This is a genomic window from Geobacter sp. SVR, from assembly GCF_016865365.1.
Taxonomy (GTDB): Bacteria; Desulfobacterota; Desulfuromonadia; order Geobacterales; family Pseudopelobacteraceae; genus Pelotalea.
Window position 1 is genome coordinate 1,133,818 of sequence record NZ_AP024469.1, and the last position, 17,323, is coordinate 1,151,140.

General features: G+C 54.5%; 17 protein-coding genes and 1 pseudogene. 2 read left to right on the forward strand and 16 right to left on the reverse strand.

Annotation, left to right across the window (positions count from 1 at the left end):
• The first annotated feature begins 2 nt into the window (after positions 1-2).
• A complete protein-coding gene (locus GSVR_RS05270) occupies positions 3-701 on the forward strand; it encodes an amino acid ABC transporter permease (protein ID WP_173201455.1) in 699 nt (232 codons plus the stop codon).
• Between the two features lie 180 nt (positions 702-881).
• On the opposite strand, the gene GSVR_RS05275 is transcribed toward GSVR_RS05270, so the two are convergent.
• The 11 genes and pseudogenes from GSVR_RS05275 to GSVR_RS05325 form a co-directional block, all read right to left on the reverse strand.
• Positions 882-1,367, reverse strand: a complete 486-nt coding sequence (locus GSVR_RS05275; RefSeq protein WP_173201453.1) for a VOC family protein — start codon at positions 1,365-1,367, stop codon at positions 882-884.
• A gap of 271 nt (positions 1,368-1,638) precedes the next feature.
• On the reverse strand, positions 1,639-1,911 hold the full coding sequence (locus tag GSVR_RS05280) for a DUF2277 domain-containing protein (RefSeq protein WP_173201451.1): 273 nt from the start codon (positions 1,909-1,911) through the stop codon (positions 1,639-1,641).
• A gap of 105 nt (positions 1,912-2,016) precedes the next feature.
• Positions 2,017-2,766, reverse strand: a complete 750-nt coding sequence (locus GSVR_RS05285; protein WP_173201449.1) for a hypothetical protein — start codon at positions 2,764-2,766, stop codon at positions 2,017-2,019.
• A 470-nt stretch (positions 2,767-3,236) separates the two neighbouring features.
• Positions 3,237-5,075 carry an NACHT domain-containing NTPase gene (locus GSVR_RS05290; RefSeq protein ID WP_173201447.1) on the reverse strand — a complete coding sequence of 613 codons (1,839 nt, stop codon included), beginning with the start codon at positions 5,073-5,075 and terminating at the stop codon, positions 3,237-3,239.
• Positions 5,076-5,257: 182 nt separating this feature from the next.
• Positions 5,258-5,863 (reverse strand): hypothetical protein, encoded by a 606-nt coding sequence (locus tag GSVR_RS05295; protein ID WP_173201445.1) that lies wholly within the window; start codon positions 5,861-5,863, stop codon positions 5,258-5,260.
• 33 nt (positions 5,864-5,896) lie between these two features.
• On the reverse strand, positions 5,897-6,751 hold the full coding sequence (locus GSVR_RS05300; protein WP_173201443.1) for a S9 family peptidase: 855 nt from the start codon (positions 6,749-6,751) through the stop codon (positions 5,897-5,899).
• A gap of 233 nt (positions 6,752-6,984) precedes the next feature.
• Positions 6,985-7,710, reverse strand: a complete 726-nt coding sequence (locus GSVR_RS05305; protein WP_239077463.1) for an MFS transporter — start codon at positions 7,708-7,710, stop codon at positions 6,985-6,987.
• A 92-nt stretch (positions 7,711-7,802) separates the two neighbouring features.
• A pseudogene (locus tag GSVR_RS22345) lies at positions 7,803-8,069 on the reverse strand (MFS transporter); the annotation flags it as partial.
• A 223-nt stretch (positions 8,070-8,292) separates the two neighbouring features.
• Positions 8,293-8,763, reverse strand: a complete 471-nt coding sequence (locus GSVR_RS05315) for a DUF1456 family protein (protein ID WP_173201437.1) — start codon at positions 8,761-8,763, stop codon at positions 8,293-8,295.
• Between the two features lie 281 nt (positions 8,764-9,044).
• Entirely contained in the window at positions 9,045-10,220 is a 1,176-nt protein-coding gene (locus GSVR_RS05320) for a class I SAM-dependent rRNA methyltransferase (protein ID WP_173201435.1), read from the reverse strand.
• A gap of 319 nt (positions 10,221-10,539) precedes the next feature.
• Positions 10,540-11,079, reverse strand: a complete 540-nt coding sequence (locus GSVR_RS05325) for a YkgJ family cysteine cluster protein (RefSeq protein WP_173201433.1) — start codon at positions 11,077-11,079, stop codon at positions 10,540-10,542.
• 155 nt (positions 11,080-11,234) lie between these two features.
• On the opposite strand from GSVR_RS05325, the gene GSVR_RS05330 reads away from it, so the two are divergent.
• Positions 11,235-11,951: a FadR/GntR family transcriptional regulator gene (locus GSVR_RS05330; protein ID WP_173201431.1), complete on the forward strand. Its 717-nt coding sequence runs from the start codon at positions 11,235-11,237 to the stop codon at positions 11,949-11,951.
• Positions 11,952-12,024: 73 nt separating this feature from the next.
• On the opposite strand, the gene GSVR_RS05335 is transcribed toward GSVR_RS05330, so the two are convergent.
• From GSVR_RS05335 to GSVR_RS05355, 5 genes are all read right to left on the reverse strand, one after another.
• Complete coding sequence (locus tag GSVR_RS05335) at positions 12,025-12,429, reverse strand: MerR family transcriptional regulator (protein WP_173201429.1); 405 nt, start codon at positions 12,427-12,429, stop codon at positions 12,025-12,027.
• A gap of 177 nt (positions 12,430-12,606) precedes the next feature.
• On the reverse strand, positions 12,607-13,425 hold the full coding sequence (locus GSVR_RS05340) for a universal stress protein (protein ID WP_173201427.1): 819 nt from the start codon (positions 13,423-13,425) through the stop codon (positions 12,607-12,609).
• Positions 13,426-13,510: 85 nt separating this feature from the next.
• Complete coding sequence (locus tag GSVR_RS05345; RefSeq protein ID WP_173201425.1) at positions 13,511-14,950, reverse strand: putative nucleotidyltransferase substrate binding domain-containing protein; 1,440 nt, start codon at positions 14,948-14,950, stop codon at positions 13,511-13,513.
• A gap of 133 nt (positions 14,951-15,083) precedes the next feature.
• Positions 15,084-16,712 (reverse strand): cation acetate symporter, encoded by a 1,629-nt coding sequence (locus tag GSVR_RS05350; protein WP_203978801.1) that lies wholly within the window; start codon positions 16,710-16,712, stop codon positions 15,084-15,086.
• Between the two features lie 14 nt (positions 16,713-16,726).
• Complete coding sequence (locus GSVR_RS05355) at positions 16,727-17,032, reverse strand: hypothetical protein (RefSeq protein ID WP_173201424.1); 306 nt, start codon at positions 17,030-17,032, stop codon at positions 16,727-16,729.
• Between the last annotated feature and the right edge of the window lie 291 nt (positions 17,033-17,323).

Consider the following 17,323-nt stretch of genomic DNA (forward strand, 5'->3'; position numbering starts at 1 on the left):
TAATGGACGGTTTTCTCAACTTTCAGGTCATTCTCGACAACTTTACCTATTTCATGATCGGCCGTTTTCCGGAAGGGCCGCTGGGGGGCATCGGCCTGACGCTGTACCTGGCGGTGGTCTCCTGCATCCTGTCCCTGTTCGGCGGCCTGATCCTCGGACTGCTGAGCATGGCCAAAAGCAGGCTGATCAACTATCCGGTCACCCTCCTGATCAATGCGGTGCGCGGCATGCCGCTCCTGATGGTCATCTTTTGGATGTATTTCCTGCTGCCGGCGCTGTTCGGCAAGGTGGCCGAAACCAATACGGTGATCATGGCCCTGACCATCTTTACTTCGGCCTACATGTCCCAGATCGTGCGGGCCGGGATCGAGGGCATTCCCAAAGGGCAGACCGAGGCGGCTCTTTCCACCGGGCTGAAGCCGTGGCAGGCGATGGTGTTCATCATCCTGCCCCAGGGGATGCGCAACATGATCCCCTCCTTCGTGAACCAGTTCGTATCGCTGATCAAGGATACCTCGCTGGCCTTCATCGTCGGCGTTTCCGAGCTGACCCATGTCGGCACTCAGATCAACAACCGCACCATGGCCTATCCGACCGAGATCTTCATCTTCATCGCGGTGGTCTACTTCATCCTCTGCTATATCTTCACCACTTTCTCCCGCTGGCTGGAGGGGCGCCTGGCTTGGCGTAAGGCGATCTGAAACGGTAAATGATGTGGTTGTATTGCACGGGGCCTGCGCGAGCAGGCCTTTTGCATTTGGGAGAGAAGGAAAGGGGAACAATCGGTCAAGCTGGGTGGACTGTCGTGGGGGCGCACCAAAGCATTGTGCCTGCGTGCCGCCCCCCACGCTTCAAAGATGCTCCTTTCGAAGATCATAACTTCAACCGCGGCGTGCCGCCTCTATTGCAGCAATGTCGATCTTTTTCATCTCCATCATCGCATCGAAAGCACGTTTGGCAGCGGCGGGGTCGGGATCGGTTATCGCTTCGGTCAGAGCGATCGGCGTAATCTGCCATGACACGCCCCATTTGTCCTGGCACCAGCCGCACGCGTTCTCTTCGCCACCATTGCCGACGATGGCGTTCCAGTAACGATCCGTTTCAGCCTGGTCAGCAGTTGCGACCTGAAACGAGAATGCCCAGTTGTGTTTGACCTCGGGGCCGCCATTGAGCCCAAGGCAGGGAATTCCCATCACCGTAAACTCGACCGTCAATACATCTCCTTTTTTTCCGGACGGAAAGTCTCCCGGCGCGAAGAGCACCGCGCCCACGGATGAATCGGGAAAGGTTTCGGCATAAAATCGCGCCGCGTCCTCGGCGCCGCCATCGTACCAAAGGCAAATCGTATTTTTTGCTTGCTTATTCATGTCGTCACTCCTGGTCTGGATTCTTAGAAACCGTGCGAGCCGACTCAGGCCGACAATGTCATACCGACAGTGTGCGCCCGACCTGGATTTCGGGGGAAACACCACGTTGACAAAAATTATATAGTGTCTATGACGTGTGTCTATGGCTGTGATCGTATGGCGGGGTGAAATGAGAAAAAACTTCAGGTGAATTTGCTTCAGAGGTGGAAGTCTCAACGAAGAGTCACTTTCAAAGGCTGACCCCAACATGAGCCCACATTTGGTATGGATCTCATTTGCCGCCGAAACGTCTTTTCGCTTGAGCCCTAGCCCTGGCCCGCTCGGTTTCTCGATCCCGCGGCATTGCCGTGGTGGAGAGCGAGTTCAGCAGCGTCTGTGCGGCAGCTCTCACCTGCTCGACGGCCAGATCAAAGGCCGCTTGATTCGCTTTCGAAGGTGTCTGGAAGCCGCTCAGCTTGCGGACGAACTGAAGCGCAGAGGCACGGATCTCCTCCTCGGTTGCGGGCGGGTCGAAGTTGAAGAGGGTTTTGATGTTGCGGCACATGGGCGTCTCCAGGGTTTCAACGGGTGTCGAGGAACACTAGCGCGTCAGCGCCTGCATGCTGCCGAGTGGATACTACATAAATATCTAAAGGGCGTCCCCGTGACCTTACCTTTTTGTGTCACGTAATTTATCTAATTGTTCCTTATAAAAAAGCAAATCCTGCTTTAATATATCTAACTGGTATTTAGCAGAATTGAACTTGTCACAATCTCTGGAAGAGGCATTATAAAAGTTTTTACCTTGATTGTACTCATTACATCGTTGTTCTGATTCCCCTAATATATTAATAACATCTTTTATTTGCGATCTTATATTTTCAATTTCTTTCTCAGCTTTCTGCTCTTTTCTATTATACTCAAAGTCAATATTTATATTCTTAAAACTAAGACTATCTGGTTGATTATTTACATTTTTATCAGCTACATTAATATTCACATCACCATTCACGTTATTAACATTTATTTCACCTGACTGAGTTGTTGTTACACTTTCGTTGCGGTTAGCAAATTGAAAATTAAATGTCTGCTCTCTGCCTTTATCAAGTGTTTTTAAAGTTTTAGCAAGTGCTGAAATATCATTTTTATTTAAATTACCTAGAGGAGAAACTATCCACTTTCTCGTTCCGCCGTTGATTCCAATATTGTCCAATTTTGGCTTGTTATATTTTTGAGCAATCTCTCGATTGTTATTAAATAAATATTTAAAGTATTCAACAGCATATTCTACAGATTTATTAGTCGCAGCCTTTGAAGCTTCTGATACTAACGCTGGAATAACTCTAGAAAGTACAGATGCATCAGCACTTGTAGCTAAAACGAAGGTACATAAGATCATAATTAATGTTTTGTTAAACATATAAGCTCCAAACTATGTTTATTCAACTACAAAACAACCAAAGATATCGAGTCATTACTACGTCACTTTGCGAACTCCAATCTGCCCAGCAGAAGACATGCCCTGACCTGAAAACACTCGTTCTGAATCAGCCATGGCAGCAAGCCTTCGAAACTCAATTAGTTGTCTGTCCCCTTATTGCTTCCCCGACCTGTTGTCAATGGCTACTTTCGTTTCCTTTAAGTAACTCGATCAACAGGAAACCCAAGCCAAAAATGGAAAACATTCCTCCACCTAGGTAATTCCGGGGACACCATACTTATTTACTTGAATTAAGTATGGTGTCCCCAGAACTCCACTGCCCTTCTGCAACGGGCATGGCTTTGACCCGTTTTAAGCCGTGTTGGGATTTCAGCTCTTTCCAGTTTTGAAATTTATAGTCACAGCCCCTATGGTTAGCTTGGTCCGACCCTAAAGTCCCATTGTTAACTTTAAAAGGGAATATTATTTAGCATTGATTCACGTATGTATAACAACTCTGGGAATTTATACAGTTTTTTTTCAAATACGTTAGATGGTTTTATTGGTTTGCTCACACGATGGTATGTGACAATATGATCAGTCCCTTCCTGGATCGGATATTTATGTCCAGAAGAATAATTTTTTGATATTAAATCAAAAGAAGTTTGTGGGACTGCGATTGCCATAAGATTATCATATTCTAAAATTATTGAATCATAATTAAATAGACTGAGTTGATGGTTGTAGATAATGTTGTTTTTTACATACAAGGTATAGAGATATATCAAAGCAAGCCCGAGGTCAGTAGAGTAGTTAAAGTCGGGTTTTTCGAGTATAAGCCGGCTAGTGAATGATTTTACATATTGCTCAGATAATTTAAGTTTCAATAATCGGTTTACAATCAGTTCGAAAAAATAGGCACTTGGTGTGGATGATATAGCTACGGCAATGGCAAGCTCGTTTGGAAGCTTCATAAGCGCCGACTCGGACTCAGGAATTTTAGGGAGCCGGATCAGGTGATCGGCGGCAAGATATTCTTGTATCGACTTATGCGCAAACTCGAAACTCTGATAGCCAGCCTGCAACAACAACCCTGTATGAGATTCTAGTTCAGCTACTACTTGAGTTCCTTCGTTATGTTTTAATCCGTAGTCTGGAGCTAATTCATTATACGCAATACTGATATCATTAGTAGAAAAGACAGATCCATATGAATTTAATGTCAAAAAATAGGATAAACCAGCCAAAAAATCGCATTTCCTATCTCTTTCAAAATTACCATATTTTGAAGTTCTTTTAACAGAACGTTGTTGATCCCACTCCTCTAATAGCAGATTAATTATCTTTTTATAGACAGTCTTTGGTTTCTCTGGAATGTTACCTTCTCGCTCATATATGGCACACAAATGTGCTAACGTTAGAGGTCGTATACTAGTGTCAACATATGGTGACAACCTTATCTGCGATAAGAAATCAAGTGCAATTATTTCATCAAGAAACCATTTTTCTGAAAAGGCCTGTATTTGATCATCAGACATAGGGCAAATCTCAAATACAGTGGCGCCATTGATTGAGTACCCAAAATCTGCGGTTCTAGAGGTTACAACCATAGTTGCAATTTGTAAGTGTTCCGACAGGTACCTTATATCTTCCACCACTTGGTCTCTAATATTGTTAGTTAACTCGTCAAAACCGTCAAGAATTAGTAGAACTTTAAGTGAATCTAGTACATTGACAAGATGCTTCCTATGATTCCATATGAGAGTGGATTTACTGCCTGTGAAGCTGTCATGGTCTACATGAAGGCCCAAGATCCGGTAAATGGCATCTATCACAGGGCCGCGTGACTCATCTTTGTATCCGTTAAGACTCCTAAGTTTTAGTAATACCGGGAAAGAAAAACGATCATACTGAAAATATTCATCGAAGAACATCTTATTACAGATCTGTTTCATTGATGTTGTTTTGCCAGCTCCAGGTTGCCCTAGAATCACAAAATGATGTTCAGTATCATTGAATATTTCGAGTAGTGGAATTTTGTCTATTTTAGTAGCAGCAGAGGTTATTAACCGACGTGGATACACAAACAGATCTAGTTCAATGAAAACCTGATCTGTTCTTTTTGCAGATTTTAAATCATTAAATATTATTTCTCTAGCCCATGTGCATACACCTGATAAATGTTGTGAAATTGATTGTTCAATATCTTCTGGTGATGAAAGTAGCTTAGCTCCAATTTCTTTCAAAATTTTTATGGATACTTTTAATGCGGAAGAAACCAAGTTCTTTATAAGCAATTCTTTAATCATGCATTCGCTCCCGGATAGGTTAGTTCGCAGGTGAATCTGCCTTCTGAGGGATGTAACAAAAAGAAAAGACGTCACCCAGACCGGCGTAGAGACTCAATGGGGTCAGGCCGTGATAGTTTGATAATTGGCTGCTCAAGTTATCAAGGCCTGACCCCGCTACCTCTCCAATACGTTACACGGCACTAAAAACCGGGCGTGAATACGGACTGCGAGCGGCCTGTGTTGTAATTAGTCTGGGAATAGGGATCGATATACGGACTTAATTTATTTCCGCCCGCATTCGCATTGTTGGCTGTCCCTCTACCACGCTTCTTTTTATCAGACTTGGGAGTTTTTGTTTTTTGAGCTGCTTGTTGGGATGCTTCCCGGGGCTTGTCCGTCTCTCCGGAGCTTGCCGCTGCTGTTCTGGCCCCGACAGGTTCCGCGGTTCTAGCCTTGACAGTCTCTGCTGTTCTGGCTTCGACAGTCTCTGCTGTCCTTGCCTTGACAGGCTCTGCTGTTCTGGCTTGGACAGGTTCTGCAGTTCTAGCCTTGACAGACTCTGTTGTCCTAGCTTTGACAGGCTCAGCTGTTCTGGGCTTGACCGCTTCTGCTGTTCTGGCTTCGATAGGCTCTGCGGTTCGGGCCTTGATAGGCTCGACCGGCCTGGAATAGATCGGTTCCACCTGTTTGGCGCTGTAAGGCTGAATCCCATCCGCTCCAGCCTTACCGGCAATCGTGAGCATGCCCGTTACCATAAGCGAGAGGATGATTGTTTCCTTGATCCAGCCTGTCGTTCTCTCAATCATCGCGTTCCTCCTCCTGTTTTTTTTTGCATGAGATCAATCCGGCTCAGCCCCCCTTGGGGCTCCCTCTCGCTTCAATTGCCCTAGAAACTCATCCACATCCTTTTCCCATTGAGCAGGGTCGGCTTTGGAGAAAAACGCATGACCGTCCTCGCCGAATGCCGGTTTAAGGATGTATTTCGAGTTCTTTGCATATTCTGTAAACTTTGAGTACATCTGTTTTGAAATGGCCGGAGGGAAGAATCGGTCATTTTCCGTGTAGATCCAGAGACTGGGAACTATAAAGCTTTCGCCGAAATATCCCATGGCGGCAATCAGCCCGTCCGAATCGCACAACGTCCTCTGGGGGGTGAAGCCCCGCCCGCCGGCAAAGTTGATTACCCCAACGATCCCCGGCAGGTTTTTTGCGCCAGTGGCGATTGATACGGTACCTCCGGTGGATTGCCCCATAACGATGATTCTGTCTTTCCGTATATACGACTGGAGTTTCATAAACTCGATGGTCTTTTCCACATCCAGGGAATCTTCCTGTATGGTCTGATACCAGTGGGCGTTTTGGCAGCCATCGCTATTGATCAACCGCCCTTCCGACTTTCCGTATCCCTTACGCATGGGAATCACGACGACATAGCCGCGATCGACAAAAAACTTACTCTGCTTGCTCCAGACATAGGTGGTTTTCCGGCCATCTACCCCAACTGCTGTCCCGTGGTTCAACACCACCAGCGGGAACGGTCCCTTACCTTCCGGCCGATGCACCGTAGCCTCCAGATAGACCGTCGAGTCGCTGAATATGCCTTTTTCGATAGTCGGGATTTTAACGGATTCATGTGCGTACAGGCATGAGCACCGCAGCAGTACACCTATTACTCCGAGCAGTATTCGGCTCATATGATCCTTTTACTCGTGAACTCAACTCGTTAATCACAGGTTAGACCGGGCCGACAGTGTCATACCGGCAGTGTGCGCCCGACCTGGAGTTCGGGAAAAATACCACGTATCGGATAAAAATTACATAGCGTTTATGAAGCGTGTCTATGACAGTAATTTTATGGCGGGGGGCAAAGAGAGAAGAAGGCTTCAGGTGGATCAGACTTCAGCGGAATGTAACAAAAGAAATGACGTCACTCAGACCGGTGCTGGGGAGAAAGGCCCTGCTCGCGGACCTGCGCGAGGATCAGGCTGCCGGCCCCCAGCAGTATCAGGATACTGAGTACCCCGTAGCGCGAATGCCCGAAGTGCTGGCCGATGGCGCCGACCAGAAACGGACCGGAGATGGCCGCGAACTTGCCGGAGATGTTGTAGAAGCCGAAGAATTCGGCCGAGCGTTCCGCCGGAATCAGCCGTCCGAAGAAGCTGCGGCTCAAGGCCTGGATGCCCCCCATGGAGCTGGCCTCCAGCACCGAGAGCAGCCAGAACACACTGGTTCGGGCCGACGCCGACGGCAGCGCCGGCAGCCAGAAGGCGATCAGAGTGATCAGGCCATAGATGGCGATGCCCCCCTGCAGGAGCGGCTTGACCGCGAAACAGGTCGTCAGTCTCCCCCATAACAGGGAGCAGGGAAAGGCGATGACCTGGATCAGTAGGATGGCCAGGATCAGCGTGGTGGTGCCCAGGCCGATATCGATCCCGTAGGCCACGGCCATGGTGGTGACGGTATCGACGCCGTCGATGAAAAAGAAGAAGGCCAGCAGGAACAGAAAGGCGTCGCGGCGCTCCCGCAGGCGGCGCAGGGTGGCGGCGAGACGTTGCAGACCCTCACGGAATGGACGGGGGGAGGGTGGGCAGAAGTGGATCTGCTTGACGTGGCGCAGCAGGGGCAGCGAGAACAGCAGCCACCACAGGGCCACGATGACGAAACCGAACCGGGCAGCCGCAACCGGGATGGCGGTCTGTTCGGCGGGTGACCGCAGCCCCAGATCAGGGCGATGACGGCCAGGAAGGGGAGCACGCTACCGATGTAGCCCCAGGCGAAGCCGGCGGTGGAGACCCGGTGCATATCGGCGGGTAGGGCGACGTCGGTCAGGAAGGCGTCGTAGAAGATATTGGCTCCGGCCCAGCCGGTGCGGGCGATGACGAACATGACCAGGCAGAAAAGCCAGGTTCCGGGGCCGCTGAAGCAGAGCCCTATCGTTGCCAGGAGGCCCAGCGACAGGAACAGGGCGAACAGCCGTTTCTTCCAGCCCCGGTAGTCTGCCAGCACTCCCATGGTGGGGGCCAGGATCACCAGCAGCAGCGAAGAGAGGGAGTTGGCATAGCCCCACCAGGCGGTGGAAACCTCCGGCGGCAGCCCGCGCCCGGCCACCTCCTTGAAAAAGATCGGCAGGACGGCGGTCACGACCACCAGCCCGAAGGCGGAATTGGCGACATCGTAGAGAATCCAGCTTTTCTCGGACCGTGTCACATGGGTCACCCTGGCTCAGGGAGTTGCACTAGTTTTGGCGGTGGCGGACTGTCAACCCTTTCAGGAAGTTTCGCAGCAACTGATCGCCGCAAACCTTGTAATTCTTGTGGCTCCGGTCCCGGAACAGAGCGCTCAGCTCTGACTTCGACACGTTGAAGCCCCCCTGTTTCAGGATGGCCAGCATGTCCTCGTCCTTCAGCTCCAAGGCGATGCGCAGCTTCCTCAAAATGAGGTTGTTCGTCAGGGCCCCGGTCGCTCTGGTTGTCTGCGAGGGTCCTGTTTCCCGGGGGCCTCGCCGGGAAACGATCAGGCCATCCAGAAACAGGCCCAGCACTTCCGGACTGCATGGCTGAAAGCCCGCTTCGTCATCTTTTTTCAGCAGGTCGAGCAGCGTCGGCTGGTCGATCTCGTGTCCGGCCAGTTCAAAGATCGCTTTCATGCCCGGATTGCTGATGTCCAAGGCATAGCGTATCCGGCGCAGGATGTCGTTATTGGTCACCGTTTACTCCTGAGAGTGATTGTACCATCTTCGGATGGAGGTGTTGCGGGGTAGGGCCTAATAGGCTGTTGAAATTCCTAGGTTGTTCAAAAATGGGTAGATCGTCGCACCCGCAGGAAGTCCCGCGGAGTCGTAGTACCCTCAGGGCATAAACAGCGCTACGACGCACAATTTCACGTGTGAAATTTGACCGCGAAGGCGCCCGAAGGGTGAGGCCGCAGGCCGAAGTCACAAGGTGGCTGACGAGGACGGCGGCGAGATGCCCGTTTTTCAACAACCTTCTACACTGCCTGCAGAACCAGGCATTTGAGGTACTCCGACTCCGGGAACGAGAGCAGCACCGGATGGTCGGCCGCCTGCGAGCGGGCCTCCACCAGGCGCACCTCGCGCCTGGCCTGACGCGCCGCCTGGGTCAGCACGTCACGGAAGGCTTCGCGCCCCATGTGGTGGGAGCAGGAGCAGGTGATCAGGTAGCCCCCCGGCTCCAGCAACTCCAGAGCGCGCCGATTGACCGTCAGGTAGCCCTTGGTGGCTTCGGCGATGTTCTTGCGGCTCTTGACAAAGGCGGGCGGGTCCATGACCACCACCCCGAAGCGGCGACCCTGCTGGTGCAGCGACCGCAGGCGCTCGAAGGCGTCGCACTCCTCGAACGACACACTACCGGACAGTCCGTTCAGCTCTGCGTTGCGTTCGGCCTGGGCCACGGCGCGGGCCGAGATGTCGATCCCCAGCACCGAGGCGGCACCGAAAGCGCCGGCATGCGTCGCCCAACTGCCGGCGTAGCAGAAGCAGTCCAGCACTTGTTTTCCTTTGCACAGTCCCCGCAGCAGCAGATGGTTTTCCTTCTGATCGAGGAAACCGCCGGTCTTCTGTCCGTGCCGCAGATCCACCAGGAACCGCAGCCCGTTCTCCTCCATCTCGACCAGCTCGGGAATCTCTCCTGCCAGCACCTCGATAGTTTCCGGCAGCCCCTCCAGGCTCCGCACGGATACGTCGTTGCGGGCGATGATGCCTTTGGGAGCGAATACCTCGGCCAGCGCCTCCAGCAGCAGGTCGCGGCGGCGTTCCATGCCGGCCGACAGGATCTGCAGCGAGAGATAGTCGCCGTACTTGTCCACCACTAGTCCGGGCAGGAAATCGCTTTCGCCGTACACGGCGCGGAAGGTGGCCAGGCCGGGATAGACGCCGCGGCGATGTTCCAGGGCGGCGGCGATGCGCTGGCGGTAGAAACCGGCGGTGTCGATATCCTCACGCTGCCGCGAGAGCAGGCGGAACGCGATCAGCGAGCGGGGATTGTAGTAGCCGCTGCCGATCAGGCCGCCGCCGGCATCGAACAGCTCGGCAGCCGCCCCCGCCTCGCGGGGACCGTCCAGAGTGGCGATCTCGTTGCTGAAGACCCAGGGATGGCCGAATTTGATGCGTTTATCTTCGTTCTTTTTGAGGGTGATTTTGAGCATGGTCGCAATTCTCGAAAAGTTTTTGCCACAGAGTACACAGGGGCCACAGAGAAAAACACTTGAACCCTGATGTTCAGCTGAACCCTTCGCCCTGAGGACCCAAAATCGGGCCTAAAGGAGAAGGTGGCCGCAGGCCGGATGAGGGGCGGCAATGCCTCTTTGCCACCACTTCCCCCTCACCCTAGCCCTCTCCCTCAGGGAGAGGGGACGATGTGTCACTGTGGCGGAAGATTGGCACTATCAGGCTGTTTTGGACGTCTCTGTGCTCTCGCCTAAAAGCTCCTACTTTAGGCCGTGTCCTCTGTGGCAGAAAAAGCCTTTATTCAGTTTGATGTTTGGCGTCCAGTACCGCCTGGGCGATGGTCAGCCGTTCCGGCAGGTCTTCGGGGAGATCGGCCTGGGAACGGTAAAGGGCATTGACCGCCACCAGCAGTTCATTCAGGCGGTCCAATTGGATTACGGTCGAGCCGGACAGGGAATCGCATCCCGACAGATTGCGGGGGCAGCAGTCCACCCGCTGCCCGCCATTTTCCGTGAAAAGGATCGGCAGGCCGTGGGTACGGCAGATCAGAGGGCGGGCGTCATATACCAGGCAACGGTCGTCGGACAGCAGCGGGCAGCGCTCGCCGCCGGCATGTTCCCGGACATGCTCCCGGATGGCGGCCGCTTGCGCTGTCGGCAATGCTTCCAGATAGGCCGCCAGCGCGGCCGTCTCCACCGGAAACAGGGTAATGGCGGTACAGCAGCTGCTGCAGCCCTCGGAGCAGTTGATCTTGTCCTGCAGGGCCTCTTCGATTCCCCGGCAGAGCGCGTCGACGCGGGCCACCAGCTGCCGGTAGTTGTTCAACGGATTTTCCATGGTTTTACAGGTAGCACATATCACCGGAAAACAAAAGGGCCTCGGGGGCCATCGTATCCCGAGGAGCTGAACCTGGTAAGGCCGTTGCGGTTGCACGATCGTCAAAAATGTAGTAGAAAGGATAATTCCGTAATATTCCTGACAATTGGATGCGTATGAGATTCCAGCCCATCAAGCCTAAGAAGGTTTCCACACAAATCGCCGAGCAGATCCGCGCCTCCATACTGAACGGGGAGTTCTCCCCTGGGGACAAGCTGCCCCCCGAGCGGGAACTGGCCGAGATGTTCGGCGTCTCGCGCCCTTCGGTACGGGAAGCGCTCAACATCCTGTCCTCCACCGGCATGGTCATGTCATACCAGGGGGGAGGCACGGTGGTCATGTCCCTGGTGGATCCTGCCATCGGACATCCCCTGTCGGAGTTGATCCGCGTGGAGCAGGAGCGTGCCCTGGATGTGATCGAAGTGCGCAAGGGCATGGAATCCTGGACCGCTTTCTACGCCGCCCAGCGGGCCCTGCCCGAGGACCTGCGCCGGCTGGAGGATATTGTTGGCGGCATGCATCGTAACCTGGACGACTTCAGGCCTTCCGAGGATCTGGATGCTAATTTTCATATCGTGATTGCCCGCGCCACCCACAATATCGTCTGGCTGCACCTGATGCAGAGCCTGTTTGATGTAATGAAGGAGTTCCAGCAGAGCGTCTGGCGCGCGGTCTATCTCACCATTGACGATCACCATCTGCTGTACAGCCACCACCGGCGCATATTCGAGGCCATCCGGGCCAAGGAGGCCGAGGAGGCGCGCGCCGCCATGATCGAGCATCTCAACTTCGCCGAACAGCGTAGCAGCGCCTATCTGGCGCAGCACCCCTGAAACGGAAATCGCCCGCACCGTCCAAGGACAGTGCGGGCGATTGTGTCTGAAGCCGGTCTTTCCTGCCTATACGCTATACATCCCCGTAATTGAACTTCTGCGCCATGCGCTGGCGGTATTCCACAATCTCTTTTCTGAGCGATGCCAGCTGCGCCATTTTCTCGTCCACCTTGTTGATGTGCAGGTCGAGAATTTCGATCAGGCGCGGAATCATCCTGACGGTTTCCTTTGCCTCGCCGTACGCGATGTACAGGTCCTGCATCTCCTTGATGGTGAGTCCCAGTTCCTTCAGTTTCATGATGAACCTTATCCGCCGCACGTAGTACGGCGTGTATCCCCGGGTTGCTCCGTCGGCGCGCTGGGCAGATTCGATGATGCCGACCTCTTCCCAGTAACGCAGCGTCCGGGTGGTCAGTCCCAGGGTCTTGGCCAACTCCCCGATCGAAGTCAGTTCTTCCCCTTCCAGCAGTTCGTTCATATGGTTTCCCTTTACGCTAGAGTAGCTTGCAATGTAGTGCAGGCATACAGCTTCTGTCAATCTGTTTAGCCGGCACGCGGAGGCGGGCTGTGTGCAGGGCGGAGAAGGATTTCCGCTGATCTGGTGGGGATATCGCGATGACGGGAAATAAGGGCAGGGGATAGGGGTAAACGAACATCAGTGGGAAAGCAGGACCGGGACGGTCATGTGGTTCATCAGGTGCCTGGCCACCGGTCCCATTACATAGGCCCCGCGGCGCGATGGGGCGTATCCCCCCACCACCAGCAGATCTACATTACGTTCGCAGGCGTGGTTCAGCAGAAGTCCGCCGACAGTGGTGCCCGAACCGGCACGTATCTGCTCGTGGCAGGCCTGTAGCCCGTGCCGCGACAGATGGGAACAGATCCTGGCGGCATTGTCCCTGTCGGTGTCGTCGGGGTTCCCGGCGGGACTGACCGTAACGACGCTGATCCGGTTCGATTTTTCCAGCAGCGGCAGAGCGTCGTTGGTGGCCCGCGCTGATTCCCGCCCCGATTTCCAGGCAATCATGACTCGTTCGCCTATGCTGGCGAATGTCCGGGAATGGGGCACCACCAGCAGGGGGCGCCCCGCTCCCAGGCCGAGGCGTTCCGGAAGGTCCGGAGGGGTATTCCTGTCAAGGGAGTCGTGCTCGGGCTGGCCGACGATCACCAGGTCGCTATAGTAGACATGGGCGTTCAGGATTTCCGTCAGGCTGACGCCGACCACATCCCCGTCCGCCACAACCCATTCCGCCGATACACCGGCCTGCCCGGTCAGGGCGGCAAACAGCGCCCCGGCCTTTTGGGCGGCTTCGACCGCCGGTATTTCATGCCGTGGCGCGTAATACTGGTGGGGCAGTACGTAAATGCCGGTAAGATGGGCATTGTGGGTGCGGGCAAGGCTGACGGCAAGTTCGAGCCGTGCCGGACAGCCGGCGGTATTGTCCAGATGAAGCAGGATATCCTTGAGGGGCATGAAAACCTCCGTGGGAGCTGCCGGTCAGGTCACGTGCTGACGAAAATATTCGATCATGCGGGCAGGAGGCGGAGAGATTCCCGCATCATGCGGTCAGGTAGCGACTGGCCAGCACCTTGTGCAGCGTTTCGACACCCCTCAGGGCAGTGCGAAGCTGTTCACGTTCCCACTCCGACAGGTCGAGCGGATCGACCGAGTCGTTCGGCTGCTTTCCCGATGCCAGGGCAGTCAGCTGCCGCTCCAGGCGCAGCCTTATCAGGAAAGAAAAGGCATCCCGGATGCTCTCCAGGTCCTGGCCCGAAATCAGCTGCAGGGGCTGGAGCCGTTCCAGTTTCGACCACGTCGTTCCTCCCATGATGCCCGCTTCCAGTGCGATCAGGCTGACTCCCCGTGCGAGCGCGAAAAGTCCCCCTTTTTTTAGGTCCAGTGTTCCGCGCCGCTCACCCTTTTTTTCTACCAGAAAGCGGCCGAACATGCCGATCGGAGGTGTGAAGCGCGCGATGTTGCGCGCCATGCAGGGGAAGAAGATAGAGCTGGCGCGGGCGCATGCGCCTATGTGGTCATGCAGTTCATCTTCGAAATATCGTTCGCCATGCAGGACCCGCAGATCCTGGAACACGCCGAAACGTACCGTTTCCTCTGCTCCTGATACCGCAAGCCATTTCTCGGTCAGCCCCTTCCACTCCGAAAGGCTGTGGCACCAGTCAGGGGCGTTGGCCATCATGTTGCCCGGGCAGAGCGGTACGCCGACATATTCGAGGGCCGCCACGATCCGGTCGGCAAAGCGTTGTGTTGCGAGCCGCTGTTCAGCAGTGAAGTCATCCCGATAGACAATGGCATTGTCCTGGTCGGTGCGCAGGGTCTGTTCTTCGCGCCCTTCGCTTCCCAATGCAAGGAACGCGGCTCCCGGTGGAAGGCGGACACCGTGGAAATCGAGGATAAAGATCAGCTGCCGGGTGAGGGTGTCATTGAAATGGGTGATGAGCTGCGTCAGGCTGTGTGCATCGGCATTGGTCTTGACCGCATAGTGCAGCATCCCGGACATTTTAGCGTTGATCAGGCGAAGATCGTCCATGGATGCTGCCGCTTCTATCTCCTGAACCAGATAGAGCGGGATGCGGGTCTGAATCCGCAGCAGATCGGTGTCGGTGATCACTCCCCACAGCCGGTCCGATTCGTCCATTACCACCAGGCGATGGATATTGTGTTTTGCCATCAGGAAAATGGCCTTGAAGAGCTGGTCACTGGTACGGATGGTTATCAGCCCGCTCTTCATGACATCGCCCGCGGTCAGCGCGTCGATCCTGCCGTCGGTATCGGCGATCAGGTTGCGTAGGTCGCGCAGCGTGACGATTCCCACCGGCTTGTTGTGCTCGACCACCACCATGCCCGAGATGTCGGCGCTCTTCATCTGCCGGGCCATTTCCACGAGCCCCAGGTGCGGGGAGCAGGTGATGGCCGGACTCCGGCACACTGTGCCTACCGGGATGAAGTGATAGTTGTCGTCGTTCAGGGAATTCTGCACACGATCCTCGCGCTCTTGACTGGCAAAAGCGGTAAAGAGACGATCTCCATACCGCTTTTGGTGGACGGTCAGATGCATGGCAGCCGGCGCTGGCGGGTGATCCCGCCGGCGCCGGAACTACCATCGCGTACTGTCAAGCCTCCGCTGCAGCAGCGGCGGGTTCGGGGACAGGCGTGTTGACGGGAGCTGCCTCCAGCCCTTTTACATCCGAGGAATGGATCTGTTTCATGAAGGCATTGACGTCAGCCGGCACCTTTCCGTCGATCCTTGAGACGACATAAACCGTCAGGAATGCCAGCGGAACCGTGATCAGTCCCGGGATCCTCCACTGCATCCACACCGGCAGGCTTTTCACGAAGAAAATCATGTAGCATGAGGAGGCGAGCCCCACTACCATTCCCCAGATGGCCCCTTTTTCGGTCATGCCGCGCCACCAGACCCCCAGCAGGAATATGGGGGCAAAGGTGCTGGCAGCCACGTTGAAGGCTAAGCCCACCAGATGGCCGATGGAGGCCTTCTCGACCATCAGGCCGAGTATCCCGTACAGCACCCCGATAATGACGACCGAGATCTTGCCTGCCACGACCTTCTGCTTTTCAGTGGCGGTTTTGTTGATGAAGTGGGTGTACAGGTCGTGCCCCAGCGCGCCGGAACAGGCCACGAACAGGCCGGACAGGTTCGAGAATACCGCGGCAAAGGCCCCGGCCACCACGAAGCCCAGCAGCCATTTTCCGCCGATGATGTTCGAAACGGTCGGCACGACCATGTTGGTGCCGCCAACCACAAAGGCCTTCATATTCTCCGGAGAAAGGCTGCCTGCCTTGGCCCCTTCGATGAACAGATACCTGCCAACGACGCCGAGGTACAGGGCAACGGCAAAGAAGACGCTGGCAATGACGATGGCGAACAGGGCCGAATACCTGGCCTCCTTGGCGGACGGGTTGGTGTAGAAGCGCAGCAGGATGTGAGGCAGTCCGATGGTGCCGAACGACAGGCCGATCACCATTGAGAGGCACTCCAGCGGGGACTTGAAGAAACCGCCGCCGATAAACGACCATTTGGCACCGTTTGCGACCAGGTCCTTACCATCCTTGGCATACGCTGCGGTCCCAGGGATGGCGCCCGACCAGTTTTGCACCACGTCCAGCACCTTGCCGTAATTGAGACCCATGTAGATGGCGCCCCCCAGGAGCACCAGAAATGCTCCGAAACGGATCCAGATCTCCAGGGCTTGGTTGATGGTTGTCCCCTTCATGCCCCCCACGCCGACATAAAAGATCATGACCGAGACGATCAGGAGCACGCCGAAGGTATAGGAGGTGCCGAAGAAGAGCTGCAGGATCTGTGCGCCGCCAAGTACCTGGGGCGCCGCATAGAACCCGGAAATCGACAGCACCACGATCACCGCGATCAGGCGGGCCTGGGGGCTGTGGAAGCGCTCCGCCAGAAAGTCCGGGACCGTGAACTTCCCGAATTTTCGCAGGGGGCCGGCCACGAACAGCGCCAGGACCGTCAGGCCGACCGAGAAGCAGAAGGTATAGAAGATCCCGTCGTAGCCCAGGGAGAATGTCAGCCCTGCCAGGCCGAGAAAGGTGGCCGCGCTCAGGTAGTCGCCGGCAATGGCCGAACCGTTCATCAGCCAGCCGAAGCTGCGGCCCCCTACATAGAAGTCGACCGTGCTGGTTGAGTATTTCTTGGTGGCAAAGGTGATGATGACGATGGTCGCAAGGAGTATCAAGGTGAAAAGATATTTAGGTTCCACGGATCGAGCCCCCTTCAGTCTTTATTGTATTTCGCTACCCTGCTCTGATAGTGCAGCACATGCAGCCAGGCGATCAGTGTTGCCATGAACATCGCGGCAATGGCTGTCGCAAACCAAGTAATGGTCATGCCTCCCCACAGGACGGTCTTCATGAATGCCGGAGAGGTCCAGTTCAGGACGGTCACGCCCAGGAGGAACACATAGTAGATGACCGCCAACACCACGCTGACCTTCACCTCTTCGGACATGCTGGCGGACGTTTCCGCGTCCAGCGGTGGTAAATTCCTGTAGTCGATGGTTCCAACCCGTTCACTCCCCATACTCTCCCCCTCCTTTGTCGTTGCTTGGGTATCCCGCGCTCCCTCACGGCATATGCCCTCATTCCCGGACCGCCCGGGCTGATCCCTGACGTAAAGGTATTGCGGTCCGGCATTCCCTTGCTATCATTAAAACATGAAACCATTTTGTGTTGAGTGGCGCGAAATATAACGCATGTAAAACATATATTACAAGCAAAAGTTTTTTGAAATTAAACAAATGTTTTATAAAATATTGACATGAACGTAAACGAGGGTTAGTGTGAGCGAAGATTGAAGGTTTGTTTGGTCAAT

Bases quoted from the DNA above. Each gene is read 5' to 3' on its own strand.
- GSVR_RS05270 (WP_173201455.1), top strand. From the start codon at position 3: ATGGACGGTTTTCTCAACTTTCAGGTCATTCTCGACAACTTTACCTAT.
- GSVR_RS05275 (WP_173201453.1), bottom strand. From the start codon at position 1,367: ATGAATAAGCAAGCAAAAAATACGATTTGCCTTTGGTACGATGGCGGC.
- GSVR_RS05280 (WP_173201451.1), bottom strand. From the start codon at position 1,911: ATGTGCCGCAACATCAAAACCCTCTTCAACTTCGACCCGCCCGCAACC.
- GSVR_RS05285 (WP_173201449.1), bottom strand. From the start codon at position 2,766: ATGTTTAACAAAACATTAATTATGATCTTATGTACCTTCGTTTTAGCT.
- GSVR_RS05290 (WP_173201447.1), bottom strand. From the start codon at position 5,075: ATGATTAAAGAATTGCTTATAAAGAACTTGGTTTCTTCCGCATTAAAA.
- GSVR_RS05295 (WP_173201445.1), bottom strand. From the start codon at position 5,863: ATGATTGAGAGAACGACAGGCTGGATCAAGGAAACAATCATCCTCTCG.
- GSVR_RS05300 (WP_173201443.1), bottom strand. From the start codon at position 6,751: ATGAGCCGAATACTGCTCGGAGTAATAGGTGTACTGCTGCGGTGCTCA.
- GSVR_RS05320 (WP_173201435.1), bottom strand. From the start codon at position 10,220: ATGCTCAAAATCACCCTCAAAAAGAACGAAGATAAACGCATCAAATTC.
- GSVR_RS05325 (WP_173201433.1), bottom strand. From the start codon at position 11,079: ATGGAAAATCCGTTGAACAACTACCGGCAGCTGGTGGCCCGCGTCGAC.
- GSVR_RS05330 (WP_173201431.1), top strand. From the start codon at position 11,235: ATGAGATTCCAGCCCATCAAGCCTAAGAAGGTTTCCACACAAATCGCC.
- GSVR_RS05335 (WP_173201429.1), bottom strand. From the start codon at position 12,429: ATGAACGAACTGCTGGAAGGGGAAGAACTGACTTCGATCGGGGAGTTG.
- GSVR_RS05340 (WP_173201427.1), bottom strand. From the start codon at position 13,425: ATGCCCCTCAAGGATATCCTGCTTCATCTGGACAATACCGCCGGCTGT.
- GSVR_RS05355 (WP_173201424.1), bottom strand. From the start codon at position 17,032: ATGGGGAGTGAACGGGTTGGAACCATCGACTACAGGAATTTACCACCG.